General features: G+C 60.5%; 12 protein-coding genes. 7 read left to right on the forward strand and 5 right to left on the reverse strand.

Translation table 11 applies throughout. The features are described from left to right. Positions 1–56 precede the first annotated feature (56 nt). From tspO to U6037_RS16245, 4 genes are all read left to right on the forward strand, one after another. Positions 57–497, forward strand: coding sequence for a tryptophan-rich sensory protein TspO (tspO, locus tag U6037_RS16230; protein WP_322843710.1), 441 nt, complete (start codon positions 57–59; stop codon positions 495–497). Next, a complete protein-coding gene (locus tag U6037_RS16235) occupies positions 497–1498 on the forward strand; it encodes an alpha/beta hydrolase (RefSeq protein WP_322843711.1) in 1002 nt (333 codons plus the stop codon). Before tspO ends, U6037_RS16235 begins: the two co-directional genes overlap by 1 nt. 93 nt (positions 1499–1591) lie before the next feature. Further along, complete coding sequence (locus U6037_RS16240; RefSeq protein WP_322843712.1) at positions 1592–2218, forward strand: DUF3885 domain-containing protein; 627 nt, start codon at positions 1592–1594, stop codon at positions 2216–2218. Positions 2219–2295: 77 nt separating this feature from the next. Beyond that, positions 2296–2703 carry a hypothetical protein gene (locus U6037_RS16245; protein WP_322843713.1) on the forward strand — a complete coding sequence of 136 codons (408 nt, stop codon included), beginning with the start codon at positions 2296–2298 and terminating at the stop codon, positions 2701–2703. 58 nt (positions 2704–2761) lie between these two features. Here the strand turns inward: U6037_RS16245 and U6037_RS16250 are convergent, their stop codons facing one another. Further along, complete coding sequence (locus U6037_RS16250) at positions 2762–2956, reverse strand: hypothetical protein (RefSeq protein WP_093433302.1); 195 nt, start codon at positions 2954–2956, stop codon at positions 2762–2764. A 235-nt stretch (positions 2957–3191) separates the two neighbouring features. On the opposite strand from U6037_RS16250, the gene U6037_RS16255 reads away from it, so the two are divergent. Together U6037_RS16255 and U6037_RS16260 are read left to right on the forward strand one after the other, a co-directional pair. Further along, entirely contained in the window at positions 3192–5051 is a 1860-nt protein-coding gene (locus tag U6037_RS16255; RefSeq protein WP_322843714.1) for an ABC transporter ATP-binding protein, read from the forward strand. Beyond that, entirely contained in the window at positions 5048–5452 is a 405-nt protein-coding gene (locus U6037_RS16260) for a hypothetical protein (protein WP_322843715.1), read from the forward strand. Before U6037_RS16255 ends, U6037_RS16260 begins: the two co-directional genes overlap by 4 nt. A gap of 107 nt (positions 5453–5559) precedes the next feature. Here the strand turns inward: U6037_RS16260 and U6037_RS16265 are convergent, their stop codons facing one another. The 4 genes from U6037_RS16265 to U6037_RS16280 all read right to left on the reverse strand — a co-directional run bounded on the left by U6037_RS16265 (position 5560) and on the right by U6037_RS16280 (position 14096). Then, positions 5560–5973 carry a PaaI family thioesterase gene (locus U6037_RS16265; RefSeq protein ID WP_322843716.1) on the reverse strand — a complete coding sequence of 138 codons (414 nt, stop codon included), beginning with the start codon at positions 5971–5973 and terminating at the stop codon, positions 5560–5562. A 165-nt stretch (positions 5974–6138) separates the two neighbouring features. After that, positions 6139–7539 (reverse strand): GABA permease, encoded by a 1401-nt coding sequence (gene gabP / locus U6037_RS16270; protein WP_322843717.1) that lies wholly within the window; start codon positions 7537–7539, stop codon positions 6139–6141. A gap of 317 nt (positions 7540–7856) precedes the next feature. Further along, a complete protein-coding gene (locus U6037_RS16275) occupies positions 7857–13352 on the reverse strand; it encodes an AAA family ATPase (protein ID WP_322843718.1) in 5496 nt (1831 codons plus the stop codon). Between the two features lie 72 nt (positions 13353–13424). Continuing rightward, entirely contained in the window at positions 13425–14096 is a 672-nt protein-coding gene (locus U6037_RS16280) for a response regulator transcription factor (protein WP_322843719.1), read from the reverse strand. A gap of 200 nt (positions 14097–14296) precedes the next feature. Here U6037_RS16280 and U6037_RS16285 point away from each other — a divergent pair, with 200 nt between their 5' ends. Continuing rightward, positions 14297–15313 carry a GlxA family transcriptional regulator gene (locus U6037_RS16285; protein WP_322843720.1) on the forward strand — a complete coding sequence of 339 codons (1017 nt, stop codon included), beginning with the start codon at positions 14297–14299 and terminating at the stop codon, positions 15311–15313. The last annotated feature ends 20 nt before the right edge of the window (positions 15314–15333 follow it).

Below are 15333 nucleotides of genomic sequence, written 5' to 3' on the forward strand. Positions count from 1 at the left end.
GCTGGGGCGTCCTTTTCTTAAACCCCTTACCGGCTGATTTCAGCCAAGGACTGGCGATGACCTTCTTCATTTTTCTTCTGGCCTGTGCAGCAGCGGCAACCACTGGTGTCATGTTCAAGCCGGGGCCGTGGTACGAAGCGCTGAACAAACCGGGTTTTACCCCGCCGAACTGGGCGTTCCCGCTGGCCTGGACGATTATCTATGTGCTGCTGGCGTGGGCCGGTTACCGCTTGAGCCTGATACCCGGCAGCCAGACCGTGCTGGCCTTGTGGGCGGCGCAGATTGCGCTGAACACACTGTGGACTCCGGTGTTTTTTGGTGCGCATCAGGTGTTGGCGGCGATGGTGATTCTCACCGTGTTGTGGCTGGTGGTCGCGGCGATGGTGGTGCTGGCATTGCAACTTGACCTGATCACTGGCTTGATCCTGTTTCCGTATCTGGCGTGGCTGTGCGTAGCGGCGGCGTTGAATTTTTCCATCCTGATCAAGAACCGCTGATGACCAACGCCAATTGGGGTAGTGAAACACCGTGGCCACTGGGCGAGCGCGAGTTGGCGCAAGCGCGGGCCTTTAACAGGAAGCTCGCCTGGCTGCCGCGTTTCAAAATCCGCAATCGACTGACGCCACGCTTGATTCAGGCGCTGTTGCGCGCGAGTCAGCTTGGCGGCTCGGGCGCGTTGCGCAAGTTTGGCCTGACCGCTGAGCGCAGGCTGATTGATAACGTACCGGTGCGGATTATCCGTCCTAAAGGCCCAGCGAAAGGCGTGGTGCTGGATTTTCACGGTGGCGGCTGGGTGATCGGCAATGCGCAGATGGACGACAACTTCAACGCGGCCATTGTTGAGACCTGCGAAGTGACTGTGGTTTCGGTCGACTATCGATTAGCGGTTTCGACGCCGATTGAGGGTCTGCTGCAAGACTGCCTCAACGCTACGCGCGGAGTATTGAGTGATGCCGAATTTGCCGGTCTGCCCGTGGTGGTGGTCGGTGAATCGGCGGGCGGCCATCTGGCGGCGACGACCTTGTTGGCGCTGAAGCAATGGCCCGATTTACTGCAACGCATCAACGGCGCACTGCTGTATTACGGCGTCTACGACCTCACCGGAACGCCAAGCGTACGCAACGCGCCTGCGGACACACTGGTGCTGGACGGCCCCGGCATGGTCGAGGCGTTGCGCTTGCTCACACCCGAACTGACCGACGAGCAGCGCCGTCAGCCATCGCTGTCTCCGCTGTATGGTGACTTTTCCGGCCTCCCGCCCGCGCTGCTGTTTGCCGGTGAACTCGATCCGCTGCGCGACGACACCCTCGCCATCGCCAAGCGCTGGGCACAAGCGGCCCCGGTCGAAATGTACCTGCTGCCCTCCTCGCCTCACGGTTTCATTCACTTCCCCACGGTAATCGCTCAAGGCGTGCTGGCCTACAGCCGGAAATGGATTTCGGCGCGCGTCGAGGCCGTTGGTTCGCCACAAACGCCAGCAGCGGCACCGTCTCATTGAGTCCACCGACTTAGCTCTAGAGTCGGGGTTAAAGTAAGATCTGTCCGCAACTCCTTGGTTGAGGAGACAGGCTAATGAATACGAAGGGACAACGTGAACCTACGAGATGAAATCGAGAGGACTTTTCAAGGCAAAGCCTTTGCCCGACCTCTTTTCTATTCCTGCCCTGGAGGACTGCGTTTTGAGCTCTCCGAAACGGGTGGGATCATTGAGCAGTTCCTGACCGCCCTACGAAAATCGACAACGATCTGCAGCGATATCTTTTCTGACGCGGCAACGTTTGTGGTGTGTCTGCGCACTCACTCAGGCAGCCATGGATTTACTCATCGGGCCGCGATTCAGGCATTTCGATCTGCAGGCGTTAATTTCCCTCCTGAACGCTCAGTCTGGAGCGAGGCGATAGATCCCGAAGAATGGTATTGCGAGGAAGAGCCGGAGTACTGGATCAACATCGCATTCGAAGCATCGATTGCAAGTCTTCAAACATTTCTCTGGTGTGCATTGGCTAAAGATTTTGGCGCTATTGAGCCCAATCCCCACTGTGATGTGTATCTGTTCAATCTGCCGAAACAGGTCATGGTCTTCCCCTACGACGACAGAGGCATGGATGTCGTTGGCCCCAATACACAGCTGCTTTCGCAACTGTACAAACGGCACAATCAGTACCTGCTGGCCTATGACCGCTCGGCCATGGATGCCACGTTCGCAGGGGCGCGTTAATTGCTACACATGGCACTGACATCAGCGACGAATCCCAAAAGGGAGCTTTTGGGCGTGAGCAATACTGGGGGCGCAATATGGAAATAGATCGTCTGCTCAAGAAGCGGCAACTCAATGTGCAGGAACAGAATGCGGTGACTGCCCATCGCCTGACGGAAACTGCTCGATTCTGGCGTGATACGGGTATTCCCGAGGCCTTGGCATGTTTCGGCGAGCGCCAAGGTGTTGATTGGTCAGAAACCGTCGTACTCGATCTTGAAGTCGACTTTCCCGGAATGCCACGCCTGTATGGCTTGATCCTCGATCAAGCGGAACGGTTCATAGCGTTTCAAATTGACACCGACAGTGATCATCAACACGTTGAGTTCGTAAGCCAATGGGAGGACGTGTCGGCGCATCAGAACTATACGGCTTCCCAGCGCGGCACCGGCCAAGGCTTTGCTGTGATTTCTTTGCAGGTCAGGCGTGAAGTGCTTGCACTGTAATAGGCGCCCGTTTTCAGGCTTAGGTTTCCTCTCTCTGGAAGGCCGACAATCGCCGCGCTCAGGCGATGTAGAAGAAGTACAGCGCCAAGCCAAGCAACTGCATGAGCAGCAGAATGGAAAGCAAATGATTACACCCCTTCCAGACGTTGCTCACCGGTTTGTTTCTGGCGACTCGGTAACGCAGGTAACTGTCGAGTGAAAGCGACGCCGTGGGGATCAACACGAACAAAAACGTCAAAAAGAAATTAAACATTTCCTTTGCCCATCGACTCCCAACATGAAACCGGATTTGTTCGCTGCATCGTGCGCTGCTCAAGTCGTCTGAGCAGACAGCTTAGCTGATCGGCATGTACCCGGAATTCTTGGGGTTGTGCACCGCAGTGATCCCGGGCGATAACACTTGTTGGGGACAAGTCAGTGACATGCAGACCCGCAACACCGCCATTAAGTGGCAAAATCCCCTGACCCTGATGATTTCGGAGACCACAATGCTTCGCGTGTTTGAACAACGGCTCGACCCATTTCCTCCCGACGAAGCACCACCTCCGCCCGTTGGCCTGATGCGGTTCCTGTGGGCCTGCACGCGCGGCGCACGCGGTTATATCCTCGCGCTGGCGCTACTCAGTGCCGGTGTGTCGATCTACGAAGCCTGGCTGTTTTCCTTTCTCGGCCAGGTCGTCGATCTGCTCTCGACGTGGCAGGCCGGCGGCGGTGTCAACGCGCAAGAAAGTCGCGTGCTGTGGGGCATCGGCATCGTGTTGTTCATCAGCATCGGGCTGGTGGCGCTGCGCACCATGGTTCAGCACCAGATCCTGGCGATCAATTTACCGTTGCGGCTGCGCTGGGACTTCCATCGACTGATGCTGCGGCAAAGCCTTTCGTTCTTCTCCGATGAGTTCTCCGGACGGGTCACGACCAAGGTCATGCAGACCGCGCTGGCCGTGCGCGAGGTGTTGTTCACGCTGATCGAAATCGCACCGGGCATTGGCGTTTACTTCATCGCGATCATCGCCCTGGCCGGCGGCTTTGCCTTGAAACTGATGTTGCCGTTCATTGCCTGGCTCGCGTTGTTCGGGCTGGCCATGCTGTACTTCGTGCCCCGTTTGGGGAAAGTCGGCCAGGAACAGGCCGATGCACGATCGTCGATGACCGGGCGGATTGCCGACGCCTACACCAACATCACCACGGTGAAACTGTTCTCGCACTCCAAGCGTGAAGCGCACTTCGCCCGCGCGGCGATGGAAGATTTCAAGCTCACCGGGTTTCGCCAGATGCGTCTGGTCAGCCAGTTCGAAATCGTCAATCAGGCGCTAGTGGTCGGGCTGATTATCGGTGCCGGCGGCTATGCCCTGTGGCTGTGGCATCTGGGTCAGGTCGGCACCGGCGCGGTCGCGGCGATCACCGCCATGGCATTGCGCATCAACGGCATGTCGCACTGGATCATGTGGCAGATGACGTCGCTGTTCGAAAACATCGGCACCGTTCAGGATGGCATGGCCACCCTCACCCGTGGCCCCAAAGTGCAAGATGCGCCAAACGCCACTGTGTTGGTGCCGGCTGGCGGCGCGGTGTCTTTTGACAAGGTGAATTTCAACTACAACGGCGAACGCCAGGTCCTCGACAACCTGAGCCTGCACATCCGCCCCGGCGAAAAAATCGGCTTGGTCGGCCGTTCCGGTGCGGGCAAATCGACGCTGATCAATCTGCTGCTGCGTTTTTATGATGTCGACAGCGGTGAGATCCGTATCGACGGGCAAAACATCGCGCACGTGACCCAAGACAGTCTGCGCAGCGCGATCGGCATGGTCACCCAGGACACGTCGCTACTCCACCGCTCGATTCGCGACAACATCGCCTACGGCCGCCCGGACGCCACCGACGAAGACATCCGCCGCGCCGCCGCCAATGCGCAAGCCGACGGTTTCATCAGCCAACTCAGCGACAAGCAAGGCCACAGCGGCTACGACACCCTGGTCGGTGAGCGCGGCATCAAGCTCTCCGGCGGCCAGCGCCAACGCATCGCCATTGCCCGAGTGATGCTGAAGAACGCACCGATTCTGCTGCTCGACGAAGCCACCAGTGCGCTGGACTCGGAAGTCGAGGTGGCCATTCAGGAAAGCCTCGATGAAATGATGCAGGGCAAAACCGTGATCGCCATCGCCCATCGGCTGTCGACGATTGCGGCGATGGATCGACTGATTGTCATGGACGAGGGACGCATCATCGAACAGGGGACGCACACTGAATTGCTTAACAGAAACGGCATTTATGCCCGGCTCTGGCAGCATCAGAGTGGTGGGTTTCTGGGTGAGGAACAGGGCGTGGCGGCGGCGATGGATCAGGCATGAGGTATTCAAGGGACTCTGGCCGGCCACCGACGCATCTCGCGTTGATCAGTTCCGTGGACGCCGATACCGGCAGCCTGGTGTTTGCCCACACCGAAGTCGGGGAGCACCGAGTGCCTTACACATCACGTGCCGAGTTGCTGAGCCTGCTCAACAGCCTTTTGCGTCAGCGCGTGCCCATTGCTGTCGGAGGCATGCTCCCCGGGCCTGCTGACGAAGTCGACATGTTAATAGCGAGCAAAGCACTTGAAGGGCCGTTCATAGAACTGTCCTGGTCCGGCCCCGGGCAATGGACCCTGCGCGAAATCGACGGCACTGCTGGGCAATGGCAATTAGTCGCTGACACTCGAAGTATGGCCAATGTGTCATTCGATCCGGAGTCGTTGAAATACTTACGCAGGTAGAGGATGGCATCGGCCAATAGCGGCCATACAAGGTGGCCCGGTAACACCCATCCGCAGAGCATCATGAAGCGGCTTATGGATTACCCACGCATTCATGGCCACGCCTTTTAACCCATCGGCACCGCAAACACCGCACTGGCCCGCGCCACCGTGCGCTCCCCGACATGCAAACTGACAGCGGCAAACGCCAATTGACGTCCTTTCTTCGAGTACTCCAGACGCACTTCCAGCCACTCATTCATTTTCACCGCGCCAAGATAATCCAGAGTCATGCTGGCTGTGATCAACGGCTGCGGAGGGTCGCTGGAAAAGGCCATGGCGTAACCCATGCCGACATCGGCCAAGGTCGCCAAGACGCCGCCATGCAGGGTGCCGCGGCCATTGGCATGGCGTGAGTCAGTCAATAAACCCAGTTCCAGTTGCAGCCCGCTGCCCCTGGCGTAGATCGGGCCAAGCAGATCCAGCAACGGGCTGCTGCGGGTAAATGGGGTGAATCCTTCGGGAATTGCGGTGACGTCCATGATCCCTCCGTGCGCCGGCGACTACCGGCGTCATTGACCTGAATACTTCGGTTCAGTGGGAGGGTTTATGGGCAATCGCGTAACGGGGCAAGCACTATACGGCTGCGGAATTTGTGGTGATAAAGCCCGGCGACATCAATAGATCGGCGCAATCCGCTCCCTTTTTTACCCCACCGATGTAACTCTCGCCGCTGGCGCAGGATGACGCGACGTCACCACGCCGATAAAGGAAATCGCCAACGCCAGGCCGATCGTTGTGGTGACTTCGGTACGGTGCTCCGGCGTAATCATCATCACCGCCAGCGCGGTGCAGATGAACACGATCACCAGCCACGTCAGCCAGGGAAACAACCACATGCGAAAAGTCAGCTCGACATTGCGCTGCCGCAACATCCGCCGCATGCGCAGCTGCGATACCGCAATCGCCAGGTACACCAGCAAGGCAATCGCACCGGAGCTGGCCAGCAGGAATTGAAACAGCCCGGCGGGCATGAAGTAGCTCCACACGGTGATCGACGCACCGAGCACGGTACTGGCGATAACGGCTGCCCTTGGCACGCCTGCAGCGGACGTCGCCTTCAGCGCTTTCGGCGCATCGCCACGACGGCCCAGCGAGTACAGCATGCGCGAGGCAATGTAGATCGAGGAGTTCATGCAACTGGCCACGGCGATCAGCACAACCACGTCGACCATGAACTTGGCGTGGGGAATGTTCATGATTTCCAGAGCGCGCTGATAAGAGCCGACCGAGGCCAGCAACGGATCATTCCAGGGCACCACGGAGATCACCACGAAGATCGACAGCAGGTAAAACACGCCAATGCGCCAGATCACCGAACGCGTGGCCTTGGCGATGTTGCGCGACGGATCGTTGGATTCGGCGGCAGCGATGGTTACCGCTTCGGTGCCGATGAAACTGAACATGATGGTGATGAAAGCGCCAACAACCGCCGACAGACCGTTGGGCGCAAATCCGCCGTGGTCGGCCATCAACCCGCTCAAGCCGCTGACTTCCCTGTCGGGAATCCAGCCCATCAGCACGGCAAACCCGACACCGATAAAACCGATGATCGCCACAACCTTGGCCATGGCGAACCAGAACTCGAACTCACCGTACTTGGACACGCTGAACAGGTTGGTCACCACCAGCGCAATGATCGAGCCCAAGGCGAACAACCAGGCATCGACCTGGGGAAACCATTGGTTCAATACATGCCCGGCCGCCAATGCTTCGATGGGAATCACCAACACCCAGAACCACCAGTAGAGCCAACCGATAGTAAAACCGGCCCAGCGCCCGATCGCCTGATCGGCATAGGTCGAGAACGAGCCAGTGTCCGGATTGGCCACCGCCATTTCGCCGAGCATGCGCATGACCAGTACGACGAGCAGACCCGAGAACAGATAAGCCAGCAGCACCGCCGGCCCCGCTGCGGCAATGGCATGCCCCGAGCCTACGAACAAACCGGCGCCGATAATCCCGGCGATGGACAGCATGGTGACGTGACGAGGCTTGAAGCCCTGCGCCAATTGGCTACTCGAATCCATGGAGTTAGGGCTGATCATTGGTTTTTTTATTCTCTGCTGATCGACATTTGAGCAAGTTGATGTGAGCAAACGATCATCATCGTTGCCCGAAGAACTCCACGAAAGAAGCCCCACTCAACCGCCGCAGTTCTTATCAACCCCATGATCTGTATGGGGTTATCTTGACTTAAAGACACCTCACCTTACCCGGCCTGCCCGATAAGTCAGTAGCCTGATTGCGCCATGGTTGTGTCTGATATCGACATTCGAGAACTATGTGTTCACGATGAAAACCGGCGGGTCACCGCGTGCACATTGCAACCTATGTCCGCTGCAACGCCTCATGACTCGGCAACTCAATCGCATCCGCCTTCGGCGAAAGGACTTTGTTTATACCCCGGCAGCGCAAACACGACCCGCGCCCCACAAGGCGCATTCGCCTCCGCCCACAAGCGTCCGCCATGCGCCTCAATGATCGTGCGACAGATCGACAGCCCCATCCCCAACCCGGTGGCTTTGGTGGTGTAGAACGCGGTGAAGACTTCTTCCGCGCGCTCGCAGGCAAACCCCGGTCCGGAGTCGCTGACCGTGATCCGCACGTTTTCGCCGACGCAAGCGCTGCTGATCGACAGCCGACGCTCGCCCTCCTCCATCACCGCCATGGCTTCGAGGCCGTTGACGATCAGATTGAGCAGAACCTGTTGCAACTCGACCCGATCCGCCAATACCGCCGGCAAGTCGCTGACCAGTTGCACGGATACCACCGCCCCGTATCTGGTCACCTCACCACGCGTAAACCCGACCATTTCGCCCACCACCGCATTGAGGTCCAGCGCTTGCCGTTGTGGTGGCGTTTTGCGGATCAGCGCGCGGATGCGACCGAGTACGTCGGCCGCGCGGTTGCCATCGCTGATGATGCGTCTGAGGCCCTGCTCGACTTCATCGGTGTTCGGCGGTTGCGCGCCGAGCCAGCGCAACGCGGCGTTGGCATTGGTCACGGTGGCGGCGATCGGCTGGTTGACTTCGTGGGCGATGGACGCCGCCAACTGGCCCATGGTCACCACGCGGTTGGCGTGGGCCAGTTCCGCTTGTACCTGGCGGTAACGGCGCTCGCCTTCGCGCACTTGTTCTTCAGCCTGCTTGCGTTCGCTCAAATCCAGGACGAACGCCACGCCCTGTTGCTGACTGGCTTCGAACGCAGCCAGACCGACGATCACCGACAGGCGGCTGCCGTCCTTGCGGATGTATTCCTTTTCGAACGGCTGGGCGCGCCCGGTGCGGATCGCCGTCGCCAGCGCCGCTTCGCTTTCGGCGCGCCGAGCCGGCGGGGTCATGTCGCGCCAATGCACGTTTCCCGAGAGCAGATCCTCGCGCTGGTAGCCGACCATGCGCAGGAACGCGTCGTTGGCCTCGATGATTTCCCCTTCGACGCTCCAGACAATGATGCCGATGATATTGGCGTCGACCAGCCGGCGAATCTTCGCTTCGCGCTCGGCGACGTCGCGATACAGCCGCGCGTTGTCCAGCGAGATTGCCGCTTGTGAGGCGACCAGCCGCAGCACGGCAATACGCGCCGGACTGAACACCCCCGCTGACAGATTGTTCTCCAGGTACAACGCCCCGGCGACCCGGCCCTGATTCATCAACGGCAGGCACAGAATCGAGCGGGCGCCGTGCTGTTGAATATAAGGATCAGCGGCGAATGCCGGATCGGCGACGGCATCGTCCAGACACAGATTTTCGCCGGTGCGCAGCGTCTGGTAGAGCACCGACTCGGCCAGCGCCATCGCATTGACCGGTTCATTGCACATTAATGTGGCGCTGTCGCCAATGCGCGTTCGCGCGGCGATATACGACGTCTCGCCTTCGGCAAGAATCAGCACACCCTGCTCGGCGCCGGCCTGCTCGATGGCGGTGCGCATGATCGTTTCGATCAGCCGGTCGAGGACAATTTCGCCAGACACGGCCTGGGAGACCTTGAGCACCGTGGCCAGGTCCAGATGCTCGACGGCAGTAATGATGGTCGCCGTCGGGCTGGGCAGCGCGTCGTCCTGGCGCAGAAAACGGTGCCGTCGCTCCAGTTGTCGCACCTTGCCATCGGCGCCCCAGCGCAAGTAACCGTAGCGCGCGTCTTGCAGGTAAACGCGGGCGATTTTCGCCAGACCGCGAGCACCGTAGAAACGCGCCGCCAGTTCGTTGGCCAGAGCCTCGATGTGCACGAAACCGCTATCCACCGCCAATTGAATTGCCCGCTCGTATAGCAACTCTGCTTCAATCAGTTGCCCCGCAACCCGAGCGATTTCCGCGCCAACCAGCGCCACGTGGCTGGCAAAGGTTTCGGCACACTGTTGTGCCCAGGTCTGCAGTTGATCGTGGTGTTCTGCCAAGCGCTGCAGTTGATCGCTATCGGTGGCGCCATGGGCGGCCAATGTCAGCGCTGCGTAGAAGTGGTATTCAGCCTCCTCGAAAAACGACGAGATCACCCACATCAATTCCCGGGCTTGAGCCGCGCAGTCGGCGGCCGCCACGTAATCCCCGGCCAGATAGCGCGCTTGCAACTTGCGCACCCAGTATTTGCCCCGGGCCAGCGCCAGATCAGGCGTGGCGAGGTTCGCCTCGAATCGCGTTTCATCGAATTGTTCATCGTTGAAACTGCCAAATTCCACGGTCTGCCCGCGCAGCATGCGGATCAGTGCCCGTTGGCAGCTCATGAAATTCACCACCAGACCGAAGCGGATTTTTTGTGCGTAGGCCAATCCCGCCTCGGCTTGAACCTGCACCTCCGCCAGCGGCTCGCCAATAAACAGCAGGTCGGAAATCAGGCTGTTGCCGGCATACGCCGCATAGGGCAAATCGCCAATTCGGTTAGCGGCGCTGAGCGCACGGCGCAACAATTCACGGCACTCGCGCACCGGGCGCATCCAGCGCACCACGAAAATCGAAAAGCAAAGATAAGTGCTCGCCTCGTACCGCGTCAGGCCACGACGGTCGACCAGATCACAACCCAGGCGGCCAAAGTGGTAACCGGCGGCATAGTCGCCAAAGCGCCGCCCGGCAACTCGGGCGACGTTGGCGTACAGCACGCAAGAAGCGTCACAGTTACCATGTTGCAGGCTCAGGCTGACCGCTTTGCAAATGGTCAGGCAGGCGAGGTTCGCATCCGACTGCAAGGCCGGCGCGAACAGTTTGCTCAACGCATCCAGCGTCACCAGTGAGGCCGGATCTTCCATCAGCGGCAGGTCGATCAATTGTTCGATGCTGCGTTCACCCAGCTGCGTCCAGATCTGCTGGTATTCCTGGCGCACTTGCTGATCGTCGGGATGCGCCGTCCAGTCGACGCCAACCTGACGCAAATACGCCAGGCAGACGGCAACCGCGCGGTCGCTGCGATCAAGCAACAGGTGGACATCCATGTGCAGACATGTCACCGCCGCGCGCTCCACGGTGGTGATCGCGCGCTCGGCCAGAGCCTGCAAACGGGCGTCGGCGAGCGCCAATTGTCCGGTGAGGAATTCGCACTCGGCGCGGTTCAGCTCCAGGGCAAAGGCCAACTCATGGCGACTCTCGTAGCCTTGTTCGCCAAGCACCGTTGCACCCACGCCCAGGTAGGTCAGCGCTGAGGTATAAGCGGTCGAAGCCTTGGCGCGCTGACCGGCGAGCAGGTTGAATTCGGCCAACTGCTCACGCTCGGCCCGGGCGCTGATCAGGCTGGCGCCGCGATTGAGCTGGCCGACGATTTCGAAGATCGCCTCTTCGCGCCCCTCGAACGGCGTTTGCAGCGCCAATAGCCGGCCGATGCGCAAATGCATCTGCGCACGTTCGGCTTCGGCGATCAGCGAGTAAGCCGCCTCGTGCACACGGTCGTGGGCAAACGCACAGGCGCCGTCCAGACGTTCAACCAGATCCTGGCGCACCGCCGGCCACAGCGCCGCGTGCACGCGAGCCGTGGACAGATCGAGCACGGTGGCCAGCGTGTCGATCCGCGCGACGTTTCCCAGGCACGCCAGTTGCTGCAGGGCCTGCCGGGTTTCCAGCGGCAAACGCGCAAGCTTGCCGACCATCAGATCGACAACGTTGTCGGTGTAGCCTTTGCCGTTGATCAGCTCAAGATCCCAGCGCCAACGATTGAGCTGATGGTCGTAAATCAGCAGTTCTTCCTCGGCGAGGGCCTGGAGAAACTGAATGACGAAAAACGGATTGCCGCCAGTCTTGTCCAGCACCAGCCGCGCCAACGTGACGATGCTCGCGGGTGGGCAGCGCAGGGACTCGGCGATCAGTTGTTCGATGTGCACACCCGCGAGCGGGGTCAGCCGAATCTCGTCGATGTGCGCGCCGGCACTACGAATGGCTTTGAGTTTGCTGCTGAGCGGGTGGTCGGCATCGACCTCGTTATTGCGGTAGGCGCCGACCAGCAGCAGATGGCCAACCTCAGCGCGGGTCAGCAGTTCTTCGAGCAGATCCAGCGTCGCCGCATCCAGCCATTGCAGGTCATCGAGGAACAGCGCCAACGGGTGTTCCGGTCGGGCAAACACGCTGATAAAACGCTGCAACACCCGCAGGAAACGCTGCTGCGCTTGTTGCGGTTCAAGCTCCGGCACCGCTGGCGGCTCGCCGATGATCAGTTTCAGTTCCGGGATCAACTCGGTCATCAGCCGCGCGTTCGGCGACAGCGCCTGCAACAGCGCCGCGCGCCATTCAACGAGCACTTCGCGGCGTTTGCCCAGCAGCGTGCGCACCAGTCCTTGAAAGGCCTGAACCAGCGTCGCATAGGGAATATCGCGCTTGTACTGATCGAACTTGCCGGAGGCGAACAGCCCCCGCGACGGCACCAGCACTTTATGCAACTCGCTGACTACCGAGGATTTGCCAATGCCGGAGTAACCGGACACCAGCACCAGCTTCGGCGACTGGCTCTGCACCACGTCTGCGAATGCATCGATCAGCGTTTGCACTTCGCGCTCACGACCGTAGAGTTTCTCCGGGATCAGCAGGCGATCGATCGCGCCCTGCTCGTTCAGCGTAAATGTCTCGATGTGCCGGGCGCGCTGCCAATCGTTCAGACAACGACGCAGGTCATGCTCGACGCCGGCAGCGGTTTGATAGCGCTCTTCGGCGGTCTTGGCGAGCAACTTCATGACCACCCGCGAAAGCATCGCCGGCACGGTGGCCACCCGTTCGCACGCCGGCATCGGTAACCGCGCGATGTGGCAATGCACCCATTCCATCGGATCATTGGCGCTGAACGGCAGCGAGCCGGTGAGCATCTGATAAAGGGTCACGCCAAAGGCATACAGATCACTGCGCGAGTCGATCGAGCGATTCATCCGCCCGGTTTGTTCCGGCGCCATGTAGGCCAAGGTGCCGGCGATGGTTTCCGGCGGTTCCGGCGCCTGCCGTTCACGGGGCAGACGTGAAGCGAGGCCGAAGCCGGTCAGGCGTGTCTGGCCGTCGCTGCAATTGACCAGAATGTGTTGCGGCTTGAGGTCTTTGTGCACCAGCCCGCACTGGTGCAGGCGGCCCAGCGCCACGGCGATGTTGATGGCCAGCAGCAGGCCGGTCTCGGTGTCCAGCGGCGCGATCAATAGACGCGACAGCGGCTCGCCGCCGGGGTCGTCGAACAGCAGACGCGTGGTTGCGCCTGCGCGTTCAAGGGCCTGCGGTTGCAGCGCCCATTCACCGTGGAGATCGTCCTTGAGGCTGTATTCGTGCGCCAGTCGATCGAGGGTCGCAGGCAGCGGCTGAGCAAGGGTCGGGCGCATCACCAGAACATTGCGGCTGCCCTCCTCCTGGCCGCGCTCGCGGGCAAACACCCGTTCGCCGTCGTCCCACAAAATCTGCTTTTTGCTGGCCATCTGTGTCGACACCGTCAAAGGGTTTTCTGCCGCGCGGTGGATGACCCGCGATTTTTTAGCGAAGACCGCTGTTCAAGCGTTGCGCCGCGCCGGCTCGATGCCAAGGGCTTCGGCGATGCGCACCAGATCCGCCACCGAGCGTGCCGAAAGTTTCTTCATCACCTGGCCGCGATGGACTTTCACTGTCACTTCGCTGAGGTTGAGTTGCGCGGCGATCTGCTTGTTCATCAGCCCGCCAATGACGAAACTGAGCACCTCACGCTCGCGCACCGTCAAAGTCTCGTAGGCCTGGCGCAGGGCCGCGCCAGACTGCTCGGCAAGCAACCGCGCACTGTCGCGGGCCAGCGCGCTGGCGACGGCGTCGAGCATGTCCTGATCGCGAAACGGCTTGGCGAGAAAATCCACCGCACCGGCCTTCATCGCCTTGACGGTCATGGCGATATCGCCGTGTCCGGTCATGAACACAATGGGAATGTGCACGCCGGTCTTTTCCATCTGCTCCTGAAAAGTCAGGCCGCTTTCACCGCGCAGGCGCACATCGAGCACCAGGCAACCGGGCACGTCACGTTTGGCCGATGCGAGAAAATCCTGAGAGGTTTCGAACGTCTGCACCTGCAGGCCGATGGAGCGCAGCAAACCGTCGAGGGCCTGGCGCATCGAGGCGTCGTCGTCGACCACATAAACCACCGGTTCGCGCAACGTCGGCGGGTTGGCGCTAAGGCTGGAATGCGACCACAGGGTCATGCTGTCTCCTCGGCGAGATCGCACGGGTGCGATGTGCAGGTGGTTAAATCTAGTCCATGATGGCAAACGCAGCCAGAGGCCAGCCAAACGGTCGCGCAGCAGGCTAGCAGTCGGCACGCGTTGCCGACAGGCCAGAAAACCCTGAAAATCGGCCATGCCGTCAGCGCCCCACTTCAGCCGATTGAACAGGCACGATTTCGATGTTCCGCGATTCCTTACAGCCCCGCATTGCTACCACGCGATCACGCGACGTGGTGTTCATTGCCTACCCGCGCATGAGCCTGCTCGACCTCAGCGGCGCACAAACGGTGTTCTGGGCGGCGAGCAGAGCCTTGGCCGAACGTGGCCAACCCGGCTATCAACTGCACACCGCCAGCCTTGCAGGCGGGTTGGTGCACACCGTCGAAGGTTTGGCCGTCGACACCCGAGCGTTGCGCGAACTGGACATTGCCGCGCTGGATACCCTCGTCGTCCCCGGCGCACCGGACATCTGCCAGACCCTCGATGAACACGGTGAGTTGACCGACTGGCTACGTCGCGAGGGCCCGAGCGCGCAACGCGTGGTCTCGGTGTGCAGCGGCGCGTTTCTGCTGGCCAAGGCTGGCCTGCTCGACGGCTGTCGCGCCGCGACGCATTGGGCCATGTGCGAAACGCTGCGTGAACGCTTCCCGGCGATCGAAGTGGATGCCGATGCAATCTTCATCCAGCAAGGCATGGTATGGACATCGGCCGGGGTCACGGCCGGTATCGATCTGGCGTTGGCGCTGGTCGAAGCGGATGGCGGCCGCGAAGTGGCCTTGCAGGTCGCCCGCGAACTGGTGGTGTACCTCAAGCGTCCCGGTGGTCAGGCGCAATACAGCACGCTGCTGCAAGCGCAGGTGCAGGACAGTCCGTTGTTCGACTCACTGCACCTGTGGCTGATGGACAACCTCGGCGATCCCAAGCTGAGTGTGGAGCGTCTCGCCGAGCAGGCCAGAATGAGCCTGCGCAACTTCACCCGGGTCTACAAACAGAGCACCGGGCGCACGCCGTCCAAAGCCATCGAATTGTTCCGCCTCGAAGCGGCCAAGCGTCTGCTGGAAAACTCAGCGCACAACATCGACAAGGTCGCCAGCCTCTGCGGCTTCGGTGATGAAGAGCGGCTGCGCGCCTGCTTTCAGCGGCACCTGTCGATTTCACCGCGTGATTACCGCAGCCGCTTCAGCCGTGAAGGCTGATAGCCGGAACGGCTGAGGGT

The sequence above is a fragment of the Pseudomonas sp. B33.4 genome (assembly GCF_034555375.1).
Taxonomy (GTDB): domain Bacteria; phylum Pseudomonadota; class Gammaproteobacteria; order Pseudomonadales; family Pseudomonadaceae; genus Aquipseudomonas.

Bases quoted from the DNA above. Each gene is read 5' to 3' on its own strand.
- tspO (WP_322843710.1), top strand. From the start codon at position 57: ATGACCTTCTTCATTTTTCTTCTGGCCTGTGCAGCAGCGGCAACCACT.
- U6037_RS16235 (WP_322843711.1), top strand. From the start codon at position 497: ATGACCAACGCCAATTGGGGTAGTGAAACACCGTGGCCACTGGGCGAG.
- U6037_RS16245 (WP_322843713.1), top strand. From the start codon at position 2,296: ATGGAAATAGATCGTCTGCTCAAGAAGCGGCAACTCAATGTGCAGGAA.
- U6037_RS16250 (WP_093433302.1), bottom strand. From the start codon at position 2,956: ATGTTTAATTTCTTTTTGACGTTTTTGTTCGTGTTGATCCCCACGGCG.
- U6037_RS16255 (WP_322843714.1), top strand. From the start codon at position 3,192: ATGCTTCGCGTGTTTGAACAACGGCTCGACCCATTTCCTCCCGACGAA.
- U6037_RS16260 (WP_322843715.1), top strand. From the start codon at position 5,048: ATGAGGTATTCAAGGGACTCTGGCCGGCCACCGACGCATCTCGCGTTG.
- U6037_RS16265 (WP_322843716.1), bottom strand. From the start codon at position 5,973: ATGGACGTCACCGCAATTCCCGAAGGATTCACCCCATTTACCCGCAGC.
- gabP (WP_322843717.1), bottom strand. From the start codon at position 7,539: ATGATCAGCCCTAACTCCATGGATTCGAGTAGCCAATTGGCGCAGGGC.
- U6037_RS16275 (WP_322843718.1), bottom strand. From the start codon at position 13,352: ATGGCCAGCAAAAAGCAGATTTTGTGGGACGACGGCGAACGGGTGTTT.
- U6037_RS16280 (WP_322843719.1), bottom strand. From the start codon at position 14,096: ATGACCCTGTGGTCGCATTCCAGCCTTAGCGCCAACCCGCCGACGTTG.
- U6037_RS16285 (WP_322843720.1), top strand. From the start codon at position 14,297: ATGTTCCGCGATTCCTTACAGCCCCGCATTGCTACCACGCGATCACGC.